We start from the raw sequence: 19,701 nt of genomic DNA, 5'->3' as shown, positions 1-19,701 counted from the left end.
CAGTTTTACAGTTTTTTTCGCATTAGCCCTTGCCAACCCGTCAGCGAATCCGTAGAGTACGCATCCGCTGCCGGGGACGCCTAGCGTTACCAGCGGTGCATAAGGTGTAAAAGCCTTGGTTTGTCAAAGGGTTAGCGATTTCGTGTCAGGGTTGTATCGATAGCGAAAATCGCACATTGACAACCACCAGGAAAGGCGTAGAATACGCCTTCCTCGCTGCGGCAAGCCAGTTCAACGGTTCGTCAGTCAAACGCAGCGAAACAGCTCTTTAACAATTTGATCAGGTAATTCATGTGGGCGCTTGCTGATGTTGGTGACAAATCACCCAATATCAAGGCAAGCGACTCAAGCAATAGGGTTTTAAAGGATTCGTCCTTTGGGATCTGTTTTGAATGAATTCGTTTGAACCTTGAGCCAAGTTTGATCCGCTTTTGCTGCCTTCGGCTAGTCCTTAGGTAAGCGAGTAAGGATCACAATGATTGTAAACTGAAGAGTTTGATCATGGCTCAGATTGAACGCTGGCGGCAGGCCTAACACATGCAAGTCGAGCGGTAACAGGGGTAGCTTGCTACCCGCTGACGAGCGGCGGACGGGTGAGTAATGCATAGGAATCTGCCCGGTAGTGGGGGATAACCTGGGGAAACCCAGGCTAATACCGCATACGTCCTACGGGAGAAAGGGGGCTTCGGCTCCCGCTATTGGATGAGCCTATGTCGGATTAGCTAGTTGGTGAGGTAAAGGCTCACCAAGGCAACGATCCGTAGCTGGTCTGAGAGGATGATCAGCCACATCGGGACTGAGACACGGCCCGAACTCCTACGGGAGGCAGCAGTGGGGAATATTGGACAATGGGGGCAACCCTGATCCAGCCATGCCGCGTGTGTGAAGAAGGCCCTCGGGTTGTAAAGCACTTTCAGCGAGGAAGAACGCCTGTCGGTTAATACCCGGCAGGAAAGACATCACTCGCAGAAGAAGCACCGGCTAACTCCGTGCCAGCAGCCGCGGTAATACGGAGGGTGCAAGCGTTAATCGGAATTACTGGGCGTAAAGCGCGCGTAGGTGGCTTGATAAGCCGGTTGTGAAAGCCCCGGGCTCAACCTGGGAACGGCATCCGGAACTGTCAGGCTAGAGTGCAGGAGAGGAAGGTAGAATTCCCGGTGTAGCGGTGAAATGCGTAGAGATCGGGAGGAATACCAGTGGCGAAGGCGGCCTTCTGGACTGACACTGACACTGAGGTGCGAAAGCGTGGGTAGCAAACAGGATTAGATACCCTGGTAGTCCACGCCGTAAACGATGTCGACCAGCCGTTGGGTGCCTAGAGCACTTTGTGGCGAAGTTAACGCGATAAGTCGACCGCCTGGGGAGTACGGCCGCAAGGTTAAAACTCAAATGAATTGACGGGGGCCCGCACAAGCGGTGGAGCATGTGGTTTAATTCGATGCAACGCGAAGAACCTTACCTACCCTTGACATCTACAGAAGCCGGAAGAGATTCTGGTGTGCCTTCGGGAACTGTAAGACAGGTGCTGCATGGCTGTCGTCAGCTCGTGTTGTGAAATGTTGGGTTAAGTCCCGTAACGAGCGCAACCCTTGTCCTTATTTGCCAGCACGTAATGGTGGGAACTCTAAGGAGACTGCCGGTGACAAACCGGAGGAAGGTGGGGACGACGTCAAGTCATCATGGCCCTTACGGGTAGGGCTACACACGTGCTACAATGGCCGGTACCAAGGGCTGCGAGCTCGCGAGAGTCAGCGAATCCCTTAAAGCCGGTCTCAGTCCGGATCGGAGTCTGCAACTCGACTCCGTGAAGTCGGAATCGCTAGTAATCGTGAATCAGAATGTCACGGTGAATACGTTCCCGGGCCTTGTACACACCGCCCGTCACACCATGGGAGTGGACTGCACCAGAAGTGGTTAGCCTAACGCAAGAGGGCGATCACCACGGTGTGGTTCATGACTGGGGTGAAGTCGTAACAAGGTAGCCGTAGGGGAACCTGCGGCTGGATCACCTCCTTAAACGATGCGTCACAGTCGGTAAGCGTCCACAATGAATTACCTGATCAAAGATAGAGCAAACGGTAAGAAGTACGATCCCCTCTTGGGTCTGTAGCTCAGTTGGTTAGAGCGCACCCCTGATAAGGGTGAGGTCGGCAGTTCAAGTCTGCCCAGACCCACCAAATTTTATCTATCGCTGCGTTATTTTATACCTCGCATAGCAGGCTATGCGTCGCCATAAAATGCCTTGCGTTAAATAAAATTGGCCAGAGGTGAGCGTGACTAATAATGACTAGATGGGGCCATAGCTCAGCTGGGAGAGCGCCTGCCTTGCACGCAGGAGGTCAGCGGTTCGATCCCGCTTGGCTCCACCATTACGTTACTACTCTGTTGAACCCTCAATACCGTTTGTGAATGTTTCGTGACCATTGATAAGTCGCTGTGCTGTTGTTGTCGTTATAGCACCGCTTTATCACTGTTCATTGAACAGCTGCTCTTTAACAATGTATATCATGCTGACAAGAACATTCTGAAAGGAACTGTTCTTAAATTGTGATACGTCTCAAGCGTATCCGGCAAAATGAAACGTGATCATTGCGACATCCAGACTCCTTCGGGTTATAGGGTCAAGCAATGAAGCGCACACGGTGGATGCCTAGGCAGCCAGAGGCGATGAAAGACGTGGTAGCCTGCGATAAGGCTCGGTGAGGTGGCAACAACCTGTGACCCGGGCATTTCTGAATGGGGAAACCCACTCATCATAAGATGAGTATCGTGCACTGAATACATAGGTGTACGAGGCGAACCAGGGGAACTGAAACATCTACCACCATTACGTTACTACTCTGTTGAACCCTCAATACCGTTTGTGAATGTTTCGTGACCATTGATAAGTCGCTGTGCTGTTGTTGTCGTTATAGCACCGCTTTATCACTGTTCATTGAACAGCTGCTCTTTAACAATGTATATCATGCTGACAAGAAAATTCTGAAAGGAACTGTTCTTAAATTGTGATACGTCTCAAGCGTATCCGGCAAAATGAAACGTGATCATTGCGACATCCAGACTCCTTCGGGTTATAGGGTCAAGCAATGAAGCGCACACGGTGGATGCCTAGGCAGCCAGAGGCGATGAAAGACGTGGTAGCCTGCGATAAGGCTCGGTGAGGTGGCAACAACCTGTGACCCGGGCATTTCTGAATGGGGAAACCCACTCATCATAAGATGAGTATCGTGCACTGAATACATAGGTGTACGAGGCGAACCAGGGGAACTGAAACATCTAAGTACCCTGAGGAAAAGAAATCAACCGAGATTCCCCTAGTAGCGGCGAGCGAACGGGGACCAGCCCTTAAGCATGTGACTGATTAGGCGAACAGATTGGGAAGTCTGGCCGTAGCGGGTGATAGCCCCGTAGTCGAAAATCTGATCATGTGAAATCGAGTAGGTCGGGGCACGAGAAACCTTGACTGAAGACGGGGGGACCATCCTCCAAGGCTAAATACTCCTGGCTGACCGATAGTGAACCAGTACCGTGAGGGAAAGGCGAAAAGAACCCCGGAGAGGGGAGTGAAATAGATCCTGAAACCGTGTGCGTACAAGCAGTAGGAGCAGGCTTAGTCCTGTGACTGCGTACCTTTTGTATAATGGGTCAGCGACTTATATTCAGTGGCGAGGTTAACCGTATAGGGGAGCCGTAGGGAAACCGAGTCTTAACTGGGCGACACAGTCGCTGGATATAGACCCGAAACCGAGCGATCTATCCATGAGCAGGGTGAAGGTTGAGTAACATCAACTGGAGGCCCGAACCAGGATCTGTTGAAAAAGATTTGGATGACTTGTGGATCGGAGTGAAAGGCTAATCAAGCTCGGAGATAGCTGGTTCTCCTCGAAAGCTATTTAGGTAGCGCCTCACGTAGTACCGCCGGGGGTAGAGCACTGTTTCGGCTAGGGGGTCATCCCGACTTACCAACCCGAGGCAAACTCCGAATACCGGTGAGTAACGCGTGGGAGACACACGGCGGGTGCTAACGTCCGTCGTGAAAAGGGAAACAACCCAGACCGTCAGCTAAGGTCCCGAAATCCTGGTTAAGTGGGAAACGATGTGGGAAGGCTCAGACAGCTAGGAGGTTGGCTTAGAAGCAGCCATCCTTTAAAGAAAGCGTAATAGCTCACTAGTCGAGTCGGCCTGCGCGGAAGATGTAACGGGGCTAAACCAGGTACCGAAGCTACGGGTTCATTCTTAGGAATGAGCGGTAGAGGAGCGTCGTGTACGCCAATGAAGGTGGATTGAGAAGTCTGCTGGAGGTATCACGAGTGCGAATGCTGACATGAGTAACGATAAAGGGAGTGAAAAACTCCCTCGCCGGAAGACCAAGGGTTTCTGTTCGACGCTAATCGGAGCAGAGTGAGTCGGCCCCTAAGGCGAGGCCGAAAGGCGTAGTCGATGGGAAACGGGTCAATATTCCCGTACCGGACATGGTTGCGATGGGGGGACGAAGAAGGCTAGGTGAGCCAGGCGTTGGTTGTCCTGGTGAAAGTGAGTAGGCTGAGGGTTTAGGTAAATCCGGACCCTTTTAAGGCCGAGACACGAGATGAACTGACCACGGTCAGGAAGTCACTGATGCCACGCTTCCAGGAAAAGCCTCTAAGCTTCAGATCATGTGCGACCGTACCCCAAACCGACACAGGTGGTCAGGGTGAGAATCCCAAGGCGCTTGAGAGAACTCGGGTGAAGGAACTAGGCAAAATGGTGCCGTAACTTCGGGAGAAGGCACGCCGGCGTAGGGTGATGAGACTTGCTCTCTAAGCCCGAACCGGTCGAAGATACCAGGTGGCTGCAACTGTTTATTAAAAACACAGCACTCTGCTAACGCGCAAGCGGACGTATAGGGTGTGACGCCTGCCCGGTGCCGGAAGGTTAAATGATGGTGTTAGCCGCAAGGCGAAGCTCTTGATTGAAGCCCCGGTAAACGGCGGCCGTAACTATAACGGTCCTAAGGTAGCGAAATTCCTTGTCGGGTAAGTTCCGACCTGCACGAATGGCGTAATGATGGCCACGCTGTCTCCACCCGAGACTCAGTGAAATTGAAATCGCCGTGAAGATGCGGTGTACCCGCGGCTAGACGGAAAGACCCCGTGAACCTTTACTATAGCTTCACACTGGACGCTGATGTTGCCTGTGTAGGATAGCTGGGAGGCTTTGAACTCTGGACGCCAGTTCGGAGGGAGCCAACCTTGAAATACCAGCCTGGCATCATTGGCGTTCTCACTCAGGTCCGTTATCCGGATCGAGGACAGTGTGTGGTGGGTAGTTTGACTGGGGCGGTCTCCTCCTAAAGAGTAACGGAGGAGCACGAAGGTACCCTCAGCACGGTCGGACATCGTGCATTGAGTGCAAGAGCATAAGGGTGCTTGACTGCGAGACAGACACGTCGAGCAGGTGCGAAAGCAGGTTCTAGTGATCCGGTGGTTCTGTATGGAAGGGCCATCGCTCAACGGATAAAAGGTACTCCGGGGATAACAGGCTGATACCGCCCAAGAGTTCACATCGACGGCGGTGTTTGGCACCTCGATGTCGGCTCATCACATCCTGGGGCTGAAGTCGGTCCCAAGGGTATGGCTGTTCGCCATTTAAAGTGGTACGCGAGCTGGGTTTAGAACGTCGTGAGACAGTTCGGTCCCTATCTGCCGTGGGCGTTGGATGTTTGAGAAGGGCTGCTCCTAGTACGAGAGGACCGGAGTGGACGACCCTCTGGTGTTCCGGTTGTCACGCCAGTGGCATTGCCGGGTAGCTATGGTCGGACGGGATAACCGCTGAAAGCATCTAAGCGGGAAGCCCCCTTCAAGATGAGACATCCCTGAGGCCTAGAGCCTCCTGAAGGGCCCAGCGAGACCAGCTGGTTGATAGGCACGGTGTGGAAGCGCTGCAAGGCGTTGAGCTAACGTGTACTAATGGCCCGTGAGGCTTGACCCTATAACACCCAAGGGGTCTGGTCGTAATGATGACGCAACATTAAAAAGCCGGATACGCAGCGTGTGGCCCCAGCAACAGCGAGGGCGGCACCATGAGACGCACACACTTGAGCAAACGCTCGTCAGCATGATATGCATTAACAGTTACGCCTGACGACCATAGCACGCGTGAACCACCTGATCCCTTGCCGAACTCAGCAGTGAAACCGCTTAGCGCCGATGGTAGTGTGGGGTCTCCCCATGCGAGAGTAGGTCATCGTCAGGCACCTATAGCGCAGAAAACCCAGCCACCCGGCTGGGTTTTTTGTGTGCGTGGAAGAAAAGTAGTCGATCAAAAAGGCGGCTTGCGCCGCCCAGGTAAAGACTTAAAAATGAAAAGGTTAAGCGAAGATCGTCTCTAGCGCTTCAATCAGGCTGTCCATCTCATCATCGGTGCCGATGGTGATACGTAGGAAGTTATTGAGGTCTGAAGTATTAAAATGGCGCACCAGAATGCCCCGCTCGCGTAGGCCAGCAAATAGCTGCGCGCCTGCATAATCAGCGTGTTGGGCGAGAACGAAGTTAGCTTTAGAGGGCAGCACCTCAAACCCTAGCGCTTCAAGGCGTTGTCGAGTACGTTCACGGGTAGTAATGACATGCTCGCGGCAGGCTTCGAAATGCTCGACATCTTTCAGAGCGGCGATGCCTACTAAGCTTGCTAGGCTATCCACTGGGTAAGAGTTGAAAGAGTCTTTTACCCGCAGCAGGCCATCAACCAATTCCTCAGAGCCCACCGCATAACCCAACCTCAATCCAGCCAGACTGCGCGACTTGGAAAACGTACCGGTGACGAGCAGGTTAGGGTAGCGATCAATCAGCGAAACGGCGCTCTCTGCCCCAAAATCGACATACGCCTCGTCCACCAGTACTACTCGATCGGTGACGCGCTTTAGCAGCGCCTCAATAGCCGCAAGCGAATGCGCGTGGCCCGTTGGGGCGTTGGGGTTAGCGAAAATAACGCCGCTACGGTTGGCATCAGCCGCCAGCGCATCAATATCGATTTCCCACTGCGCATTAAGCGGATGCTTACGTAGCTCAACGCCATACAGATTGGCGTAAACGGGATAGAAGCTATAGGTAATGGCGGGTACGTCAAGCGGTGCGCCATGGCGGAAAAATGCCTGAAAAGCAAGCGCCAGTACCTCATCGGAACCGTTACCGACAAACACTTGGCCGCTGGCTACCTTAAACGTCTCCGCCAGCGCTTCACGCAGCGCTTTAGAGGTAGGGTCAGGGTAGAGGCGCAGATGATCGGTTGCATAGTCTCGCAGCGCCTCACCGACGCCTGGCGCAGGTGGGTAAGGGTTTTCATTGGTATTGAGCTTAACAAGCTGCTCGCGTGGCTGCTCGCCGGGCACGTAAGGCGTAAGTTCGCGAACGGCCGGACTCCAGTATTGGCTCATGTGGGTAACCTGATTATCCTAGCAAGGTGCACCATGGTCGCTTGAAGGCTAACTAAGCGCAAGCATTCGCATCACTAGGGGTGTGCGTCGCACCTTGTAGCGGTTATGCTGTCATAAGTGCGCGTAAATAAATGTGATGTCCAACACGAGATTAAGGAGACACTCTATGCAACTTAAGAGTTTGCTGGCCGGTTCGGCTATGTTGGCACTACTGGCTGGCTGTGCGAGCAGCCCCATGGAACAGCAGCAAGAAGAGGCTGCCGCCGCGCAGGCAACTTACCAGGGTTCATTACCTTGCCGTAACTGCGATGGTATCGATCTGGATGTCACAATGGTGGGTGAAGATACGAGTGCCGCCGAGGAGCGCACCTTCACATTGAACGCCAGCTACCGTAACCACCCCCAAACCCCCCCGGATGAAAACTACGCGGGTAACTGGGAAGTGCTGACCGGTACACCCTCTGACCCAGATGCCACTGTTTACGAGCTGACGCCAGATGGCGATGGTCAGATCTATTACTTCATGCGTATTGATCAGGGCACGCTGGAGCTGATTGACCCAGAGCGTCGTCGTTTTGAAAACGGTGAAATGCTGCAGCTAAAGCGTCAATAAGACGTTAGCCAGTAGTACAAAAGGCGGCCTCTGGCCGCCTTTTGTGTTTGCTGGCACTAATGAATACAAAGTACGCAACGTCAAAAGTGCTTAATGAAATTGAATGCTAGCGGCAGCCCAGCGAACGTTGCCACTTAGTGACAGCAACAGTAGGAGTGTAATGGCAGTGGCAAAAGCCAAAAGCGCCTTTGTATGCACCGAGTGCGGCGCCGAATACCGTAAATGGCAGGGGCAGTGCAGCAGTTGCCAAGAGTGGAATACGCTCAGTGAAGTGCACTTGGCGAGCGCTCGCCCCGGTGGCGGCACAGCCCCTGGTCGATCTGGCTATACGGGTGATCTGTCCCGCGAAGTGATCGACCTGGGCAATGTGGATCTTAGTGAAGTGCCACGCATGAGTTCCACCTTCGCGGAGTTTGATCGCGTGCTAGGTGGTGGTCTTGTGCCCGGCTCGGCGGTGCTGTTGGGTGGCAATCCTGGGGCAGGCAAATCGACCCTACTGCTGCAGACGGCCTGCAAACTGGCCCAGCAGCGGCGTATCCTCTATGTGACCGGTGAAGAGTCGCTTTCCCAGGTAGCCATGCGTGCCCACCGCCTGCAGCTACCTACTAATGGCTTGAAAATGCTGGCCGAGACCAGCGTGGAAACCATTCTGGCGGTGTCTGAACGAGAGAAGCCAGAGATTCTGGTGATTGACTCCATCCAGACCATGCATCTGGAAGATATCAGTTCTGCGCCGGGTGGCGTTGCCCAGGTACGCGAGTCGGCGGCTGCGTTAACTCGCTTCGCCAAGAAGACCAACACCGTTCTGCTATTAGTGGGGCATGTGACCAAGGACGGTTCGCTGGCGGGCCCTAAAGTGCTTGAGCATATGATCGATGCCTCACTGTTATTAGAAGGCGGCGCAGACTCACGCTTTCGTACCCTGAGGGGGCAGAAAAACCGCTTTGGCGCCGTTAACGAGCTAGGCGTGTTTGCGATGCTTGAGCAGGGTCTTAAAGAAGTCAAAAACCCCAGCGCAATCTTTCTTTCCCGTCAGGAGGAGCAAGCACCGGGTAGCCTAGTAATGGTGGTATGGGAAGGCACACGGCCGATTCTGGTCGAGGTGCAGGCGCTGGTAGATGAATCGGCGCTAGGTAATCCACGACGAGTAGCAGTTGGCGTGGATCAAAACCGTCTGGCTATGCTGCTGGCAGTACTTAATCGCCACGGTGGATTGTTTACCGGCGACCAGGATGTGTTCTTGAACGTCGTCGGCGGCGTCAAAGTGCTCGAAACCAGTGCCGATCTGGCGGTGCTGCTAGCCGTGGTTTCTAGCCTGCAAAATCGCGCACTGCCCAAAGAGTTAGTCGTATTTGGTGAGGTTGGACTATCGGGCGAGATACGCCCGGTGCCCAGTGGCCAAGAACGCATTGCCGAAGCGGCCAAGCACGGCTTTCTACGCGCCATTGTGCCGCGCGCCAACGCACCCAAGCAGGCGCCTAGGGGCATGGAGGTGATTGCCGTGGATAAGCTCAGCGATGCGCTGGACGCCCTGTAGCATGTGTCATGCTGAGCTAAACTGAATATATATTTCCCCAAGTGCCAAGGAGAGACACGATGAGTTCGATTCGCTTGACCCAATATAGCCACGGCGCGGGCTGTGGCTGCAAAATCGCCCCGGACGTGCTGGATGGCATCCTTGCCAAGGCGGGGCCAGCGGCGGGCCATAAGCGGCTTATCGTCGGCAATCAAGGGCGCGAGGATGCGGCCGTGTACGATCTGGGCGATGGCCGCGGCATGATTGCCACCACGGATTTCTTTATGCCCATTGTCGATGACCCCTTCGATTTTGGGCGTATCGCGGCGACTAATGCCATCAGTGATGTTTACGCCATGGGCGGCACGCCGGTGATGGCGTTAGGCATTCTCGGTTGGCCGCTGGATAAACTTAGCGCTGAAGTCGCGGGGGACGTAATGGCCGGCGCCCAGGCAGTATGTCGCGAATTAGGCGTTGCCCTGGCGGGCGGTCACTCCATTGATGCGCCCGAGCCGATTTTCGGGCTCGCAGTGAACGGCTTAATCGACCTAGACAAACTCAAGCTAAACAGCACCGCTAAGCCAGGTGACCTACTGTTTTTAACCAAGCCGTTAGGCGTGGGTATGCTAACCACGGCAGAAAAGCGCGGTTTATTGGAAATGGGCCACCATGGGCTTGCCCGTGAAACTATGCTCAAGTCCAACAGCATTGGCGTGAAACTTGCCGATGTGAAAGGGGTGAACGCCATGACCGATGTCACCGGTTTTGGTTTGGCAGGCCACCTTACAGAGATGTGCCAAGCCAGTAACGTCATGGCGCAAATTGATTTCCGCCGCCTACCACGCTTAGCAGAAGCAGAATCCTATCGCCGCCAAGGCGCTGTGCCCGGCGGTACGCTGCGCAATCGCGATGCCCTGGGGGAAAGTCTGCCCGCTATGGATGATGCCCACTGGCAGTGGCTGTGCGATCCGCAAACCTCCGGCGGTTTGTTACTAAGCGTTGACCCCGCCTGGGAAGATGACGTGGAACGTATTGGACGTGAATTCGGGCTTTCATTGCGTTCATTTGGGGTAATGAAAGCGCGCCAAGGCAGCGCCTCGATTGAGGTGGTCGGGTGACCCTAGCCACGACACCAGCGGCATTGAGTTTAATTAGAGAAGAGCGACCGCTAATAGATGTACGCGCTCCGGTGGAGTTTGCCCAGGGAGCGCTGCCCGGTGCCGTCAATCTGCCCTTAATGGTCGATGACGAGCGTCATCAGGTGGGCATTGCCTATAAAAAGCACGGCCAAGCCGCGGCGATTGAGCTGGGCGAGCGTTTAGTCAGCGGCGAGGTCAAGCAGGCACGCATCGCCGCGTGGCAGACGTATTTAGCCGAGTATCCCAACGCGCTGATTTACTGCTTTCGCGGCGGGCTGCGTTCGCAAATTGCTCAGCAGTGGTTAGAAGGCGCCGGTATTTCAAGGCCACGACTTGAGGGCGGTTGGAAAGCCATGCGCCAAGCGCTTTGTGAGCGTATTGATACGGCAGCGCCGCAGCCGATGCTGGTGGTCGCAGGGCTGACCGGTTGCGCAAAAACGACGCTGATTAATCAGCTCGATAACGGCGTCGATCTAGAGGCTTATGCGAACCATAAAGGCTCGGCCTTTGGGCGCAGGCCCGAAGAGCCTGCTACCCAAATCAACTTTGAGCATGCGCTGGCCAAACGGTTAATCGGACTGACGGAAGGGCTGGTCATGGAAGATGAGTCCCGTCAGATTGGCAACGCCAATATTCCCTTGAGCTTCTGGCGAGCACAGCAGCAAGCTCCCCGAGTGCGTATCGAAATGCCGCTGGATTGGCGACTTGCCCAAATTCAGCAGGATTATATTGTCGACCTGGAGCAGGCCTATACCATTCGTCATGGTGCTGATCAAGGCTGGCAGTTAATGCAGGCGCAGTTAAGTAATGCCCTTGTCCGGCTAGGAAAGCGCTTGGGTAATGCGCGTCTTCAACGCTTGCAACGGCTGCAGGCGCTGGCATTCAAGGAGCATGCCCAAGGCAACCCCCAAGCCCATGAAGCCTGGCTCGCGCCGCTGCTCACCGAGTACTACGATCCGCTCTACCGCTACCAATTAGAGAAGCCGCGCGACGCTGCGCCGCCAGAGATTCATGTGGGCGATTGGGATAGCTGCTTAGAGGCCGCCAGGCAGTGGAACCGCTGACGGCCTTATAGCTTGCTCTTGCTAGGGTTACGCTGCTTTAAGCCACTGGGTCATCAGTCGGTCAAGTTGCGGCGCGAGGTGAATAAAGCGGTTGGGGTCTTCTAATATTTGGGTCGCGTCCTGAATATAGCGGGTGGCGGAAGGCGACGCAGCAGGCCACTCGGCGGTGCCCAGCAGCTGTTTCACGCTAGCCGAAGTGGCTTCTAGGTGGCACAGCAGGCCGATAACGCGTCCTCTGTCCCAGGCAAACCCTTGTAGCGGTGCTGCTTCGCTACCGCCTAGGGGAAGCGCATCGTCGGGTAAACTGAAGACGTAGCGATGCCACATAAAAGCAGTGAATGTTTCGGGTAAATCCAGCGAGCTTTCCGGCGCAAGTGTGACCGTATGCCAGCCTGTTTCAGTATAAGTGCCAGGCGCCACCACTGAGCCTAGCGCCTGGGCTATCCAGTGAGCGCCCACGCCAATACCCAGCAGCGGTTTTTGCCCATCCAGGTAACGGTTGATCAGTTTATCTTCAGCTTTAAACCACGCCGGTGGTTGGCTGAGTAGCTCCTCTGGGCCATCAAGGACAATCAGCGCATCAGACTCGCTTGGGCGGGGCGTTAGCTCGCCTGCGTAGAGATGAAAAACGGTGTAACTATGGCCCATGCTGGTTAGCCAGTCGGTTAAACGGGCGGGGCCATGGTCAGGGCCGTGCTGTAGCAGATGAATATGCATGGTAATCTCCTCGCCGGCCGTACAATCATCAAGGCGCTGGGGGATCGCCCCAAGCGTATAGAGACGATAACGTACCCGCTACTTTTCACCAATATCCCACGTCAAGCGATCCAGGAAATCAGTATGGTGTCGAACCCCCAGGGCTTTTACCAACGATTACAAGAACTCCCACTACCTGCCCAACAGGCGTTTATGGCGGCACTGTGCGAGCGTTTGCTGCCTAACTATGTGCTCTATGAGCAAACCACAGGCCACGGCGATAGCCATACGCTGCGCACCGTACTGAGTTTGGTGTGGGAGCGGCTTAATGTGCCCAATGCCAGTATCGACTTTGCCCGCCAGGCGGAAAAATTAGCCGAGTGTGAGCCGCCGGAAGAGGATGACAGCTTTGGTGCTCGACGCGCTCTGGATGCGGTGGTGTCGGTCTCGGCGCTGCTGGACACCCTACAAGGCGATTCCCCAGAGGCCGTGCTCGATGTTAGCCGTACATCCCGAGCGGGCGTACGCGCCTTTATAGAGCTCACCGAGGGCGAAGTTGACGCGCAGAAGCTAGCGCTGATTATCCGCGACCATCCGTTGATGGACGACGAGAACGACTTTCAAGATGCCGTATTGGAAATGGTCAGCGAACCGCTGGATAAAGCGGCACAAAAAGAGGTGCGCGAATTAGGGCGCAATGGTGGGATCAGTAATCTGGGTTTATCCCTGGACGAGGTTGAGGAGTAGCGGCTAAAAGCGCACCCCTGCGGATATCATCATGCCAGCGGTACCAAACACAATCAGGTCAGATTCAAACCGGCCCCATTGCACACCGATACTGGGGAGTACTGCCGGGGCGATTTCCAGGTGATTGAACGGAATTTTGTCGCGATACTCACCCTGGTAGCCGCGCAAGAGCCCACCGGTTAGTTTGGCGCGAACGTTTAGACCTTTATCGGTTTGCCAAAGAGGAAATTCCCGCCCTGCATAGAAGTACCAAGAGGGCTGATCAAAAGAGTTTTTGAACCAAGCCGCGCCCGCTAACCAGCGATCAGGATTATGCAGTTCAATGCTAATCAGGTCTTGCTGATTGGTATGTTCCGGGTCGGGGCTGAAGTGGCGGGTGTAAAGGCTGGTTTGCACCAGAGTATGATCCCACTCCAGCGCAGGTGGCCAATCAGGTAGCGTGAAGGCAGTAGCAGGCGTGCTTAATAGTAGGCCTGCTAGCCAGCCCATCCATGGGGACAATCGCAGTTGGCGAAGTTGCAGGTCAAAAAAAGGCATTTTAAAGCCGCATTTCGATACCGCGTTCGGCCATATAGCGCTTAGCTTCAGGAATGGTGTACTCGCCAAAGTGGAAAATGCTGGCAGCTAGCACCGCGTCGGCACCACCTTTGAGTACGCCATCTACCAGATGGTCCAGGTTGCCCACTCCGCCAGAGGCAATTACCGGCACGCTGACCGCTTCGGAAATCGCATGGGTTACGCCCAGGTCAAAGCCAATCTTTGTGCCGTCGCGATCCATGCTGGTGAGCAGTAGCTCGCCAGCGCCGAACTCCACCATCTTCTTAGCCCACTCAACTGCATCCAGGCCTGTGGGGCGGCGGCCACCGTGGGTGAAAATCTCCCAGCGAGGCGTTTCGCCCTCTTTCGATACGCGCTTGGCGTCAATCGCCACCACAATGCACTGGCTACCAAAACGCTCGGCGGCTTCGCGCACAAACTCGGGGTTGGTGACCGCCGCGGTGTTGATCGAGACTTTGTCCGCCCCGGCGTTCAGCATGGTGCGAATGTCGTCGCAGCTACGAATCCCGCCGCCGACGGTCAGCGGAATAAACACTTCGCCAGCAATGCGTTCAACCATTTCCACCGTCGTGTCGCGGTCTTCGTGGCTAGCGGTAATGTCGAGAAAGGTAATCTCGTCGGCGCCTTGTTGATTATAGCGCTGGGCAATCTCCACCGGGTCACCGGCATCGCGAATGCCGACAAAATTAACGCCTTTGACCACACGCCCGGCGTCTACGTCCAGGCAGGGGATGATGCGTTTGGTAAGGCTCATGAACCGCCTCCCGTCAGCTGGTCGCTTAATCGCTGTGCTTCGGCGACATCCAGGCTGCCTTCGTAAATCGCCCGGCCAGTGATGGCGCCCAGAATGCCGCTATTAGCCACTTCGCAGAGTGCTTTGATGTCGTCCAGGTTGGTCACACCGCCCGATGCAATCACCGGCAAGCCACCTTCACGGGCAAGCGCAGCGGTGGCTTCCACGTTGACGCCTTGCATCATGCCGTCGCGGGCAATGTCGGTATAGACGATGCTGGAGACACCATCGTTGGCGAAACGCTTGGCCAGTTCGGTGGCTTTTATCGTGGAGACTTCGGCCCAGCCGTCGGTGGCGACATAGCCATCTTTGGCATCCAGCCCAACAATCACATGGCCGGGAAAGGCGCGACACATATCGCCAACGAAGTCGGGCTCTTTTACCGCTTTGGTGCCGATAATGACGTACGAAACACCGGCGCTTAAGTAGTGCTCGATGGTTTCCGCACTGCGAATGCCGCCACCAATTTGAATCGGCAGGTTGGGGTAGGCACGGGCGATAGCCGTGACGGCGTCACCATTCACCGGCTTGCCTTCAAAGGCGCCGTTTAAATCGACTAAGTGCAGGCGGCGGGCGCCTGCCTCCACCCAGCGTGCCGCCATGGCCACCGGGTCATCGCCGTAGGAGGTCGCGTCTTCCATGCGGCCCTGCTTCAACCGGACACACTGGCCATCTTTGAGATCAATAGCGGGAATTACCAACATACAAAATCCTCTCAGGGCGTCCAGGTGACAAAGTTTTCAAGCAGGCGAAGGCCTGCACGGGAGCTTTTTTCCGGATGAAACTGCACCGCAAAGGTCGAGTCTCGGCCAATGGCAACATGTGCGCTCACCTTGCCGTATTGGGTCGTACCAAACACCTGGGCATCTTCCGCGGCATTGACGAAGTAGCTATGCACGAAGTAGAAGTGTTCACGATTATCGATGCCTGCCCAGAGTGGGTGTTCATGGTGCTGCTCGACCACGTTCCAGCCCATATGCGGTACTTTCAAGCGCTGCTCGTGGTCGTCGCGCATATCACCAGGAAAGCGATCTACGCTGCCTTTAAAGAAACCCAGACACTCCACGCCGCCGTTCTCTTCGCTGCGCTCCAGCAACATCTGTTGACCGACGCAGATTCCCAGTAACGGCTTAGCCTGGCGGGTTAAAATATCGTCCACCAGCCCGCGTAACTCGGTGCGTTCAAGTTCGCCAACGCAGTCACGAATGGCCCCTTGGCCAGGTAGCACTAAACGCGTTGCGCCAAGGATGCGGCGCGGGTCGCGGGTAATGACGACATTCTCATGGGTCACATGCTCCAGCGCTTTGGCGACAGAATGAAGATTGCCCATTCCATAGTCGATCACAGCAATGGTCATGAAGCGCTCCTTATGGAGGTAGACAAAATGTGGCTAGCGGCATAGCCGGTCATATAGCCCAGCATTACAAGCTCCCCTTGGTGGAGGGCATTTGGCCTGCCATACGCGGGTCTTCCGCTACGGCCATGCGCAGGGCGCGTCCGAAAGCTTTAAAAATCGTTTCCGCCTGATGGTGAGCATTAAAGCCTTTAATATTGTCGATATGCAGCGTCACCCGGGCGTGATTGACGAAACCCTGGAAAAACTCCCAGAACAGCTGGGTGTCCAGGCTACCGATGTTGTCGCGGGTGAACTCAACGTTCATAAACAACCCCGGGCGACCGGAGAAGTCGATCACCACGCGAGAGAGCGCTTCATCAAGAGGAACGTAGGCGTGACCATAACGGTAAATGCCGCGCTTATCGCCAATGGCTTTAAAAAAAGCTTGGCCTAGCGTAATACCCAGGTCTTCTACGGTATGGTGGTCGTCAATATGCAGGTCGCCAGTGGCATTGATGTCGAGATCGATCATTCCGTGGCGGGCAACTTGATCAAGCATATGATCCAGAAACGGAACGCCGGTTTGGCAGCTAAGACGGCCTTCGCCGTCGAGGTTGACGCTGACCTTGATCTGCGTTTCGTTGGTGTCACGGCTAACCGTGGCAATACGCGCTGACATGTTGCATCTCCTGCGCTGAAGCGCACTCTGAGGGACGGCTGGTGGCTCTCATCAACTTACCACTGTGTGATCAGCCTGTGGCGAAGCGACCATTATAGTGAATCGGCGCCCTCATCCGCTACAATGCGCGAAATGTAGCCGCAATCAATTGCGGCAGAAATAGCAGCCAGGCTGCTTTGGCGAAGAGGATTTCACCATGCCGGTGACACTGCACCACGTCGACCAGGCCCGTTGGGAAGCCGATGAGCAGGTGCGCCTTGATCTAATGCGCATCTACCAGGACGCGCCCCAAGAGCGTATGCCCACCCCAACGGTTGAGCCATTTATTGAGCAACATTTTGCAGGTCAGCACTTTTTTGCCTGTGCACTTTTTAACGATCGATTGCTGGGGGCCGTCGCCATTAAGGAAGGCGAAGACCGAGCCTGGTGGCTGTCTGAGCTCTGCGTGCGCAAAACCACACGCCGACGGGGCGTCGGTTCGCGCTTAATGGCTTTGCTTGGTGAGCAAGCCAAGCAGGAAAACCGCGTCCTGCGCATCGCAACGTCCACTCTACCACTGGCCGACCGCGTGCTGCTCTCCAAGTTAGGTTACCGGCCAATGGCCAATCCGGAAACTCCGGTGGCGGGCATGCCCGCCACCAGCGATTTTGTTGAGTTAGACCCACAAGGGAAAGGGTAATGAAACAGCTATTACGTATTGTGCTGGCAGCAGTTGGCATCCTCGCCATCGTTGCGGTCGCCGCCGTGGTCTACGTGACCACCTTCCTGGATCCAGAAGACTTCAAGCCCCGTTTAACCGCCGTTGTGGAGGAGCAAACTGGGCTGAACTTGGCGCTCGAAGGCCCCATAACCTGGTCATTCTACCCACGTATTGGCGTTAGCGTAGAGAAAGCCCGCGCCTGGTTGCCCGAGCAGGCTGAAGAAACCGCCGCTTTTGCCGCCATTGATCGCGCAGAAGTGAGCGTGGCATTCGGCCCGTTACTACGTGGGGAAATTGCCGTTGACGGCCTAACTCTGGACGGCATGCGCCTTAACCTAGAACGCGATGAGCAAGGTGAGGGTAATTGGGAGCCCTTGTTAGAGCGTCTCTCAGAGCATAATGAGGGGGCGGCTGAAACGGTGCTAGCGCCCGCCAGTGCTGGACCTAATGCAGACGCCGGTAACTTAGCCGTGAAGTTAAGTATTGCTAGCGTTGAAGTGAAAAATGCCGATATTCGCTTCCGCGATGTGCAAACCCAAGCACTCTGGCGTATGCAGCAACTGAATATCTCGGGTAGCAACGTCAACCCGCTGCGCGCCTTTCCGCTGAAGGCCATGTTCACCCTGACCAAGCATAACCGGCTCGATGCCGAAGTGTTGGAGCGTACTCCAGATCTAACCAGCGAGATCAATCTCGAAACCCGCGTGCGGCTTGGCTTGGCGGATGAGCTTTTCGCCCTGGAAGATATGGCGCTGATTACCCGGACGACGACCGGCGCAGAGAGCGAGCCACAGCAACTGAGTTTAAAGGCTGCCGAACTGGTTGCCCGGTTGAGCGAGCAGCAGCTCATTATTAACGAGGGGGTGCTTGAAACGGGTCTGCGAAATGCAGATAACTGGCAGGGCAGCTTAGCGCTGACGCTCGCCTTTGGTCTGGAGGGCGATTGGCAGGCGCAAACGGCGCAGTTGAAAGACTTGCAACTTACCGGACCAGATGGCCTAAGAGTGAGTGGGCACCTTAACATTGAGCAACTGCGCGATGCCCCCCCCAGCTATCGTGGCCAGCTAACCGCTGCCCCCTTTACGCTGCGCCCCTGGCTTGCCCGCGCTGGCGTTACCCTCACCACAGCTGGTGAGGCTGCGCTCAGCGATGTCGCCCTGACCAGCCCTATCGAAGGTGATGCCGAGCAGCTCTCCTTGCCCAGCCTATCGTTGGTGGTAGACGACAGCACCTTTACTGGTGACCTGACCGCTGCGCTGGATGGCTCACGCCTAGCGTTCGATTTAGCCGGTGATCAACTAGACCTTGATCGCTATCTACCCGGTGAAGCCACCGCTAAACAGGCTAGCCGGGGCTTTTTGCGTAAAGCCTTTGCCCAGGAAACCAACACATTAGTGCCGCAATCTTTACTCAGTGAGCTGGCGCTAGAGGGCGACCTGAGTGTCGATACGCTTATTTTTGCGGGCCTGACCTTCAACAACCCACGCTTGCAGCTGCGTGGCGACGACGGCGTCCATCGGCTAACGGCGTTTGAGTCAGGCTTTTACGAGGGTGAACTCAGCGCTACCGGTCAGGTTGATGCTACGGATTCCATCCTTGAGTGGGCGCTATCGCCGACCATTAATAACGTTCAGATGGCACCGTTGATTGAAGCGATCAGCGAAAAAGAGGAGGCGTCACCACTGCGCGGCCGCCTTAATTTAACTGGGGATGTCACCAGTCAGGGCAATACCCGTGAAGCACTTATCGGCAATCTCAATGGCGCGCTTGATGCTCGCCTAAACGAAGGCGCCATTTTAAATACCAACATTTCCAAGCAAATGTGCGAACTGGTGGCCCAGTTAGAGGGGCAGGGCACTTTGCGGGATTGGCACACCGATACTCGCTTTGAGCGTTTTGATGCTACCTTCCAAATCAGTAACGGCTTAGTGGAGAGTGACGACCTGCTGATCACCCTGCCCGGCATCGATGTGCGTGGAGAAGGCGAACTGAATCTCGCCAGCTTGAACTTTGATACCCGTGCAAATGCTCGCTTGGTCGATACCGCCGACGCGGCCTGTGAAGTTAATCCGCGCCTGGAGCAACTGCCGCTGCCCGTACGCTGTGAAGGTAATCTTGGCGATGAACGCACCGAGTGGTGCCGCTTCGACCGTGAGATGTTCCAGACCGCTGTGGTTGACCTGCTGCGCAACGAAGCGGGGGAGCGTGTCAATGAAGAGCTGGAGGAGCGTCTAGGCGACTCTCTAGATGATCTAGATGAACGCCTTGGCGAAGGCGCTGCTCAAGAACTTCGCGATGGCCTACGCAACCTGTTTAACTGAGCATTGCGCAGGATGTGAAGTGACGCATTAATCGAAACAGTACGTGCTGCGCCGGCCCTCACGCCGGCGCTTTTTTATTGGCACCTTTGTAGCACCATTTCTGTTTCATATCCCCATTTCTGTTTAAG

The 19,701-nt window shown here is 55.3% G+C and carries 14 protein-coding genes, 2 tRNA genes and 3 rRNA genes; 12 read left to right on the top strand and 7 right to left on the bottom strand.

Features of this window, described 5'->3' with window-relative positions; translation table 11 throughout:
* The first annotated feature begins 483 nt into the window (after positions 1-483).
* The 5 genes from QHL1GM_RS09560 (at position 484) to rrf (ending at position 6,234) form a co-directional block, all read left to right on the top strand.
* Positions 484-2,016, top strand: a 16S ribosomal RNA gene (locus tag QHL1GM_RS09560).
* A gap of 84 nt (positions 2,017-2,100) precedes the next feature.
* Positions 2,101-2,177: transfer RNA gene (locus QHL1GM_RS09555), tRNA-Ile, on the top strand.
* 116 nt (positions 2,178-2,293) lie between these two features.
* Positions 2,294-2,369: transfer RNA gene (locus tag QHL1GM_RS09550), tRNA-Ala, on the top strand.
* Positions 2,370-3,077: 708 nt separating this feature from the next.
* A 23S ribosomal RNA gene (locus tag QHL1GM_RS09545) occupies positions 3,078-5,970 on the top strand.
* A gap of 148 nt (positions 5,971-6,118) precedes the next feature.
* A 5S ribosomal RNA gene (rrf, locus tag QHL1GM_RS09540) occupies positions 6,119-6,234 on the top strand.
* The 16S, 23S and 5S rRNA genes sit together here with 2 tRNA genes alongside, the layout of an rRNA operon.
* 115 nt (positions 6,235-6,349) lie before the next feature.
* Here rrf and hisC read toward each other — a convergent pair.
* Complete coding sequence (gene hisC / locus QHL1GM_RS09535) at positions 6,350-7,411, bottom strand: histidinol-phosphate transaminase (protein WP_071694263.1); 1,062 nt, start codon at positions 7,409-7,411, stop codon at positions 6,350-6,352.
* Positions 7,412-7,577: 166 nt separating this feature from the next.
* Here hisC and QHL1GM_RS09530 point away from each other — a divergent pair, with 166 nt between their 5' ends.
* The 4 genes from QHL1GM_RS09530 (at position 7,578) to mnmH (ending at position 11,743) form a co-directional block, all read left to right on the top strand.
* A complete protein-coding gene (locus QHL1GM_RS09530) occupies positions 7,578-8,024 on the top strand; it encodes a copper resistance protein NlpE N-terminal domain-containing protein (RefSeq protein ID WP_071694262.1) in 447 nt (148 codons plus the stop codon).
* Between the two features lie 166 nt (positions 8,025-8,190).
* Positions 8,191-9,561 carry a DNA repair protein RadA gene (gene radA, locus QHL1GM_RS09525; RefSeq protein ID WP_071695961.1) on the top strand — a complete coding sequence of 457 codons (1,371 nt, stop codon included), beginning with the start codon at positions 8,191-8,193 and terminating at the stop codon, positions 9,559-9,561.
* Positions 9,562-9,620: 59 nt separating this feature from the next.
* Entirely contained in the window at positions 9,621-10,658 is a 1,038-nt protein-coding gene (selD, locus tag QHL1GM_RS09520; protein ID WP_071694261.1) for a selenide, water dikinase SelD, read from the top strand.
* Positions 10,655-11,743, top strand: coding sequence for a tRNA 2-selenouridine(34) synthase MnmH (gene mnmH, locus QHL1GM_RS09515; RefSeq protein WP_071694260.1), 1,089 nt, complete (start codon positions 10,655-10,657; stop codon positions 11,741-11,743). The genes selD and mnmH overlap by 4 nt, the downstream gene beginning before the upstream one ends.
* 27 nt (positions 11,744-11,770) lie before the next feature.
* On the opposite strand, the gene QHL1GM_RS09510 is transcribed toward mnmH, so the two are convergent.
* The gene (locus QHL1GM_RS09510; RefSeq protein WP_071694259.1) at positions 11,771-12,460 is read right to left on the bottom strand and encodes a type 1 glutamine amidotransferase; all 690 of its coding nucleotides are present in this window, start codon (positions 12,458-12,460) and stop codon (positions 11,771-11,773) included.
* Positions 12,461-12,583: 123 nt separating this feature from the next.
* Between QHL1GM_RS09510 and QHL1GM_RS09505 the strand changes: the two genes are divergently transcribed.
* The gene (locus tag QHL1GM_RS09505; protein WP_071695960.1) at positions 12,584-13,186 is read left to right on the top strand and encodes a YjaG family protein; all 603 of its coding nucleotides are present in this window, start codon (positions 12,584-12,586) and stop codon (positions 13,184-13,186) included.
* A gap of 3 nt (positions 13,187-13,189) precedes the next feature.
* Here the strand turns inward: QHL1GM_RS09505 and QHL1GM_RS09500 are convergent, their stop codons facing one another.
* From QHL1GM_RS09500 to hisB, 5 genes are all read right to left on the bottom strand, one after another.
* Entirely contained in the window at positions 13,190-13,723 is a 534-nt protein-coding gene (locus QHL1GM_RS09500) for a hypothetical protein (RefSeq protein WP_071694258.1), read from the bottom strand.
* Between the two features lies 1 nt (position 13,724).
* Positions 13,725-14,498: an imidazole glycerol phosphate synthase subunit HisF gene (gene hisF, locus QHL1GM_RS09495; protein ID WP_008957631.1), complete on the bottom strand. Its 774-nt coding sequence runs from the start codon at positions 14,496-14,498 to the stop codon at positions 13,725-13,727.
* Complete coding sequence (hisA, locus tag QHL1GM_RS09490) at positions 14,495-15,241, bottom strand: 1-(5-phosphoribosyl)-5-[(5-phosphoribosylamino)methylideneamino]imidazole-4-carboxamide isomerase (RefSeq protein ID WP_071694257.1); 747 nt, start codon at positions 15,239-15,241, stop codon at positions 14,495-14,497. Before hisA ends, hisF begins: the two co-directional genes overlap by 4 nt.
* Before the next feature lie 11 nt (positions 15,242-15,252).
* On the bottom strand, positions 15,253-15,894 hold the full coding sequence (gene hisH / locus QHL1GM_RS09485) for an imidazole glycerol phosphate synthase subunit HisH (protein WP_071694256.1): 642 nt from the start codon (positions 15,892-15,894) through the stop codon (positions 15,253-15,255).
* A gap of 64 nt (positions 15,895-15,958) precedes the next feature.
* The gene (gene hisB / locus QHL1GM_RS09480; RefSeq protein WP_071694255.1) at positions 15,959-16,552 is read right to left on the bottom strand and encodes an imidazoleglycerol-phosphate dehydratase HisB; all 594 of its coding nucleotides are present in this window, start codon (positions 16,550-16,552) and stop codon (positions 15,959-15,961) included.
* 196 nt (positions 16,553-16,748) lie between these two features.
* Between hisB and QHL1GM_RS09475 the strand changes: the two genes are divergently transcribed.
* Positions 16,749-17,231 (top strand): acetyl-CoA sensor PanZ family protein, encoded by a 483-nt coding sequence (locus QHL1GM_RS09475; protein WP_071694254.1) that lies wholly within the window; start codon positions 16,749-16,751, stop codon positions 17,229-17,231.
* Positions 17,231-19,573, top strand: coding sequence for an AsmA family protein (locus QHL1GM_RS09470; protein WP_071694253.1), 2,343 nt, complete (start codon positions 17,231-17,233; stop codon positions 19,571-19,573). Before QHL1GM_RS09475 ends, QHL1GM_RS09470 begins: the two co-directional genes overlap by 1 nt.
* The last annotated feature ends 128 nt before the right edge of the window (positions 19,574-19,701 follow it).

Source organism: Halomonas sp. QHL1, from assembly GCF_001882345.1.
GTDB lineage: Bacteria > Pseudomonadota > Gammaproteobacteria > Pseudomonadales > Halomonadaceae > Vreelandella.
The sequence above is the reverse complement of the archived record's forward strand: the minus strand, read 5'-3'. Positions and strand labels throughout refer to the sequence as shown.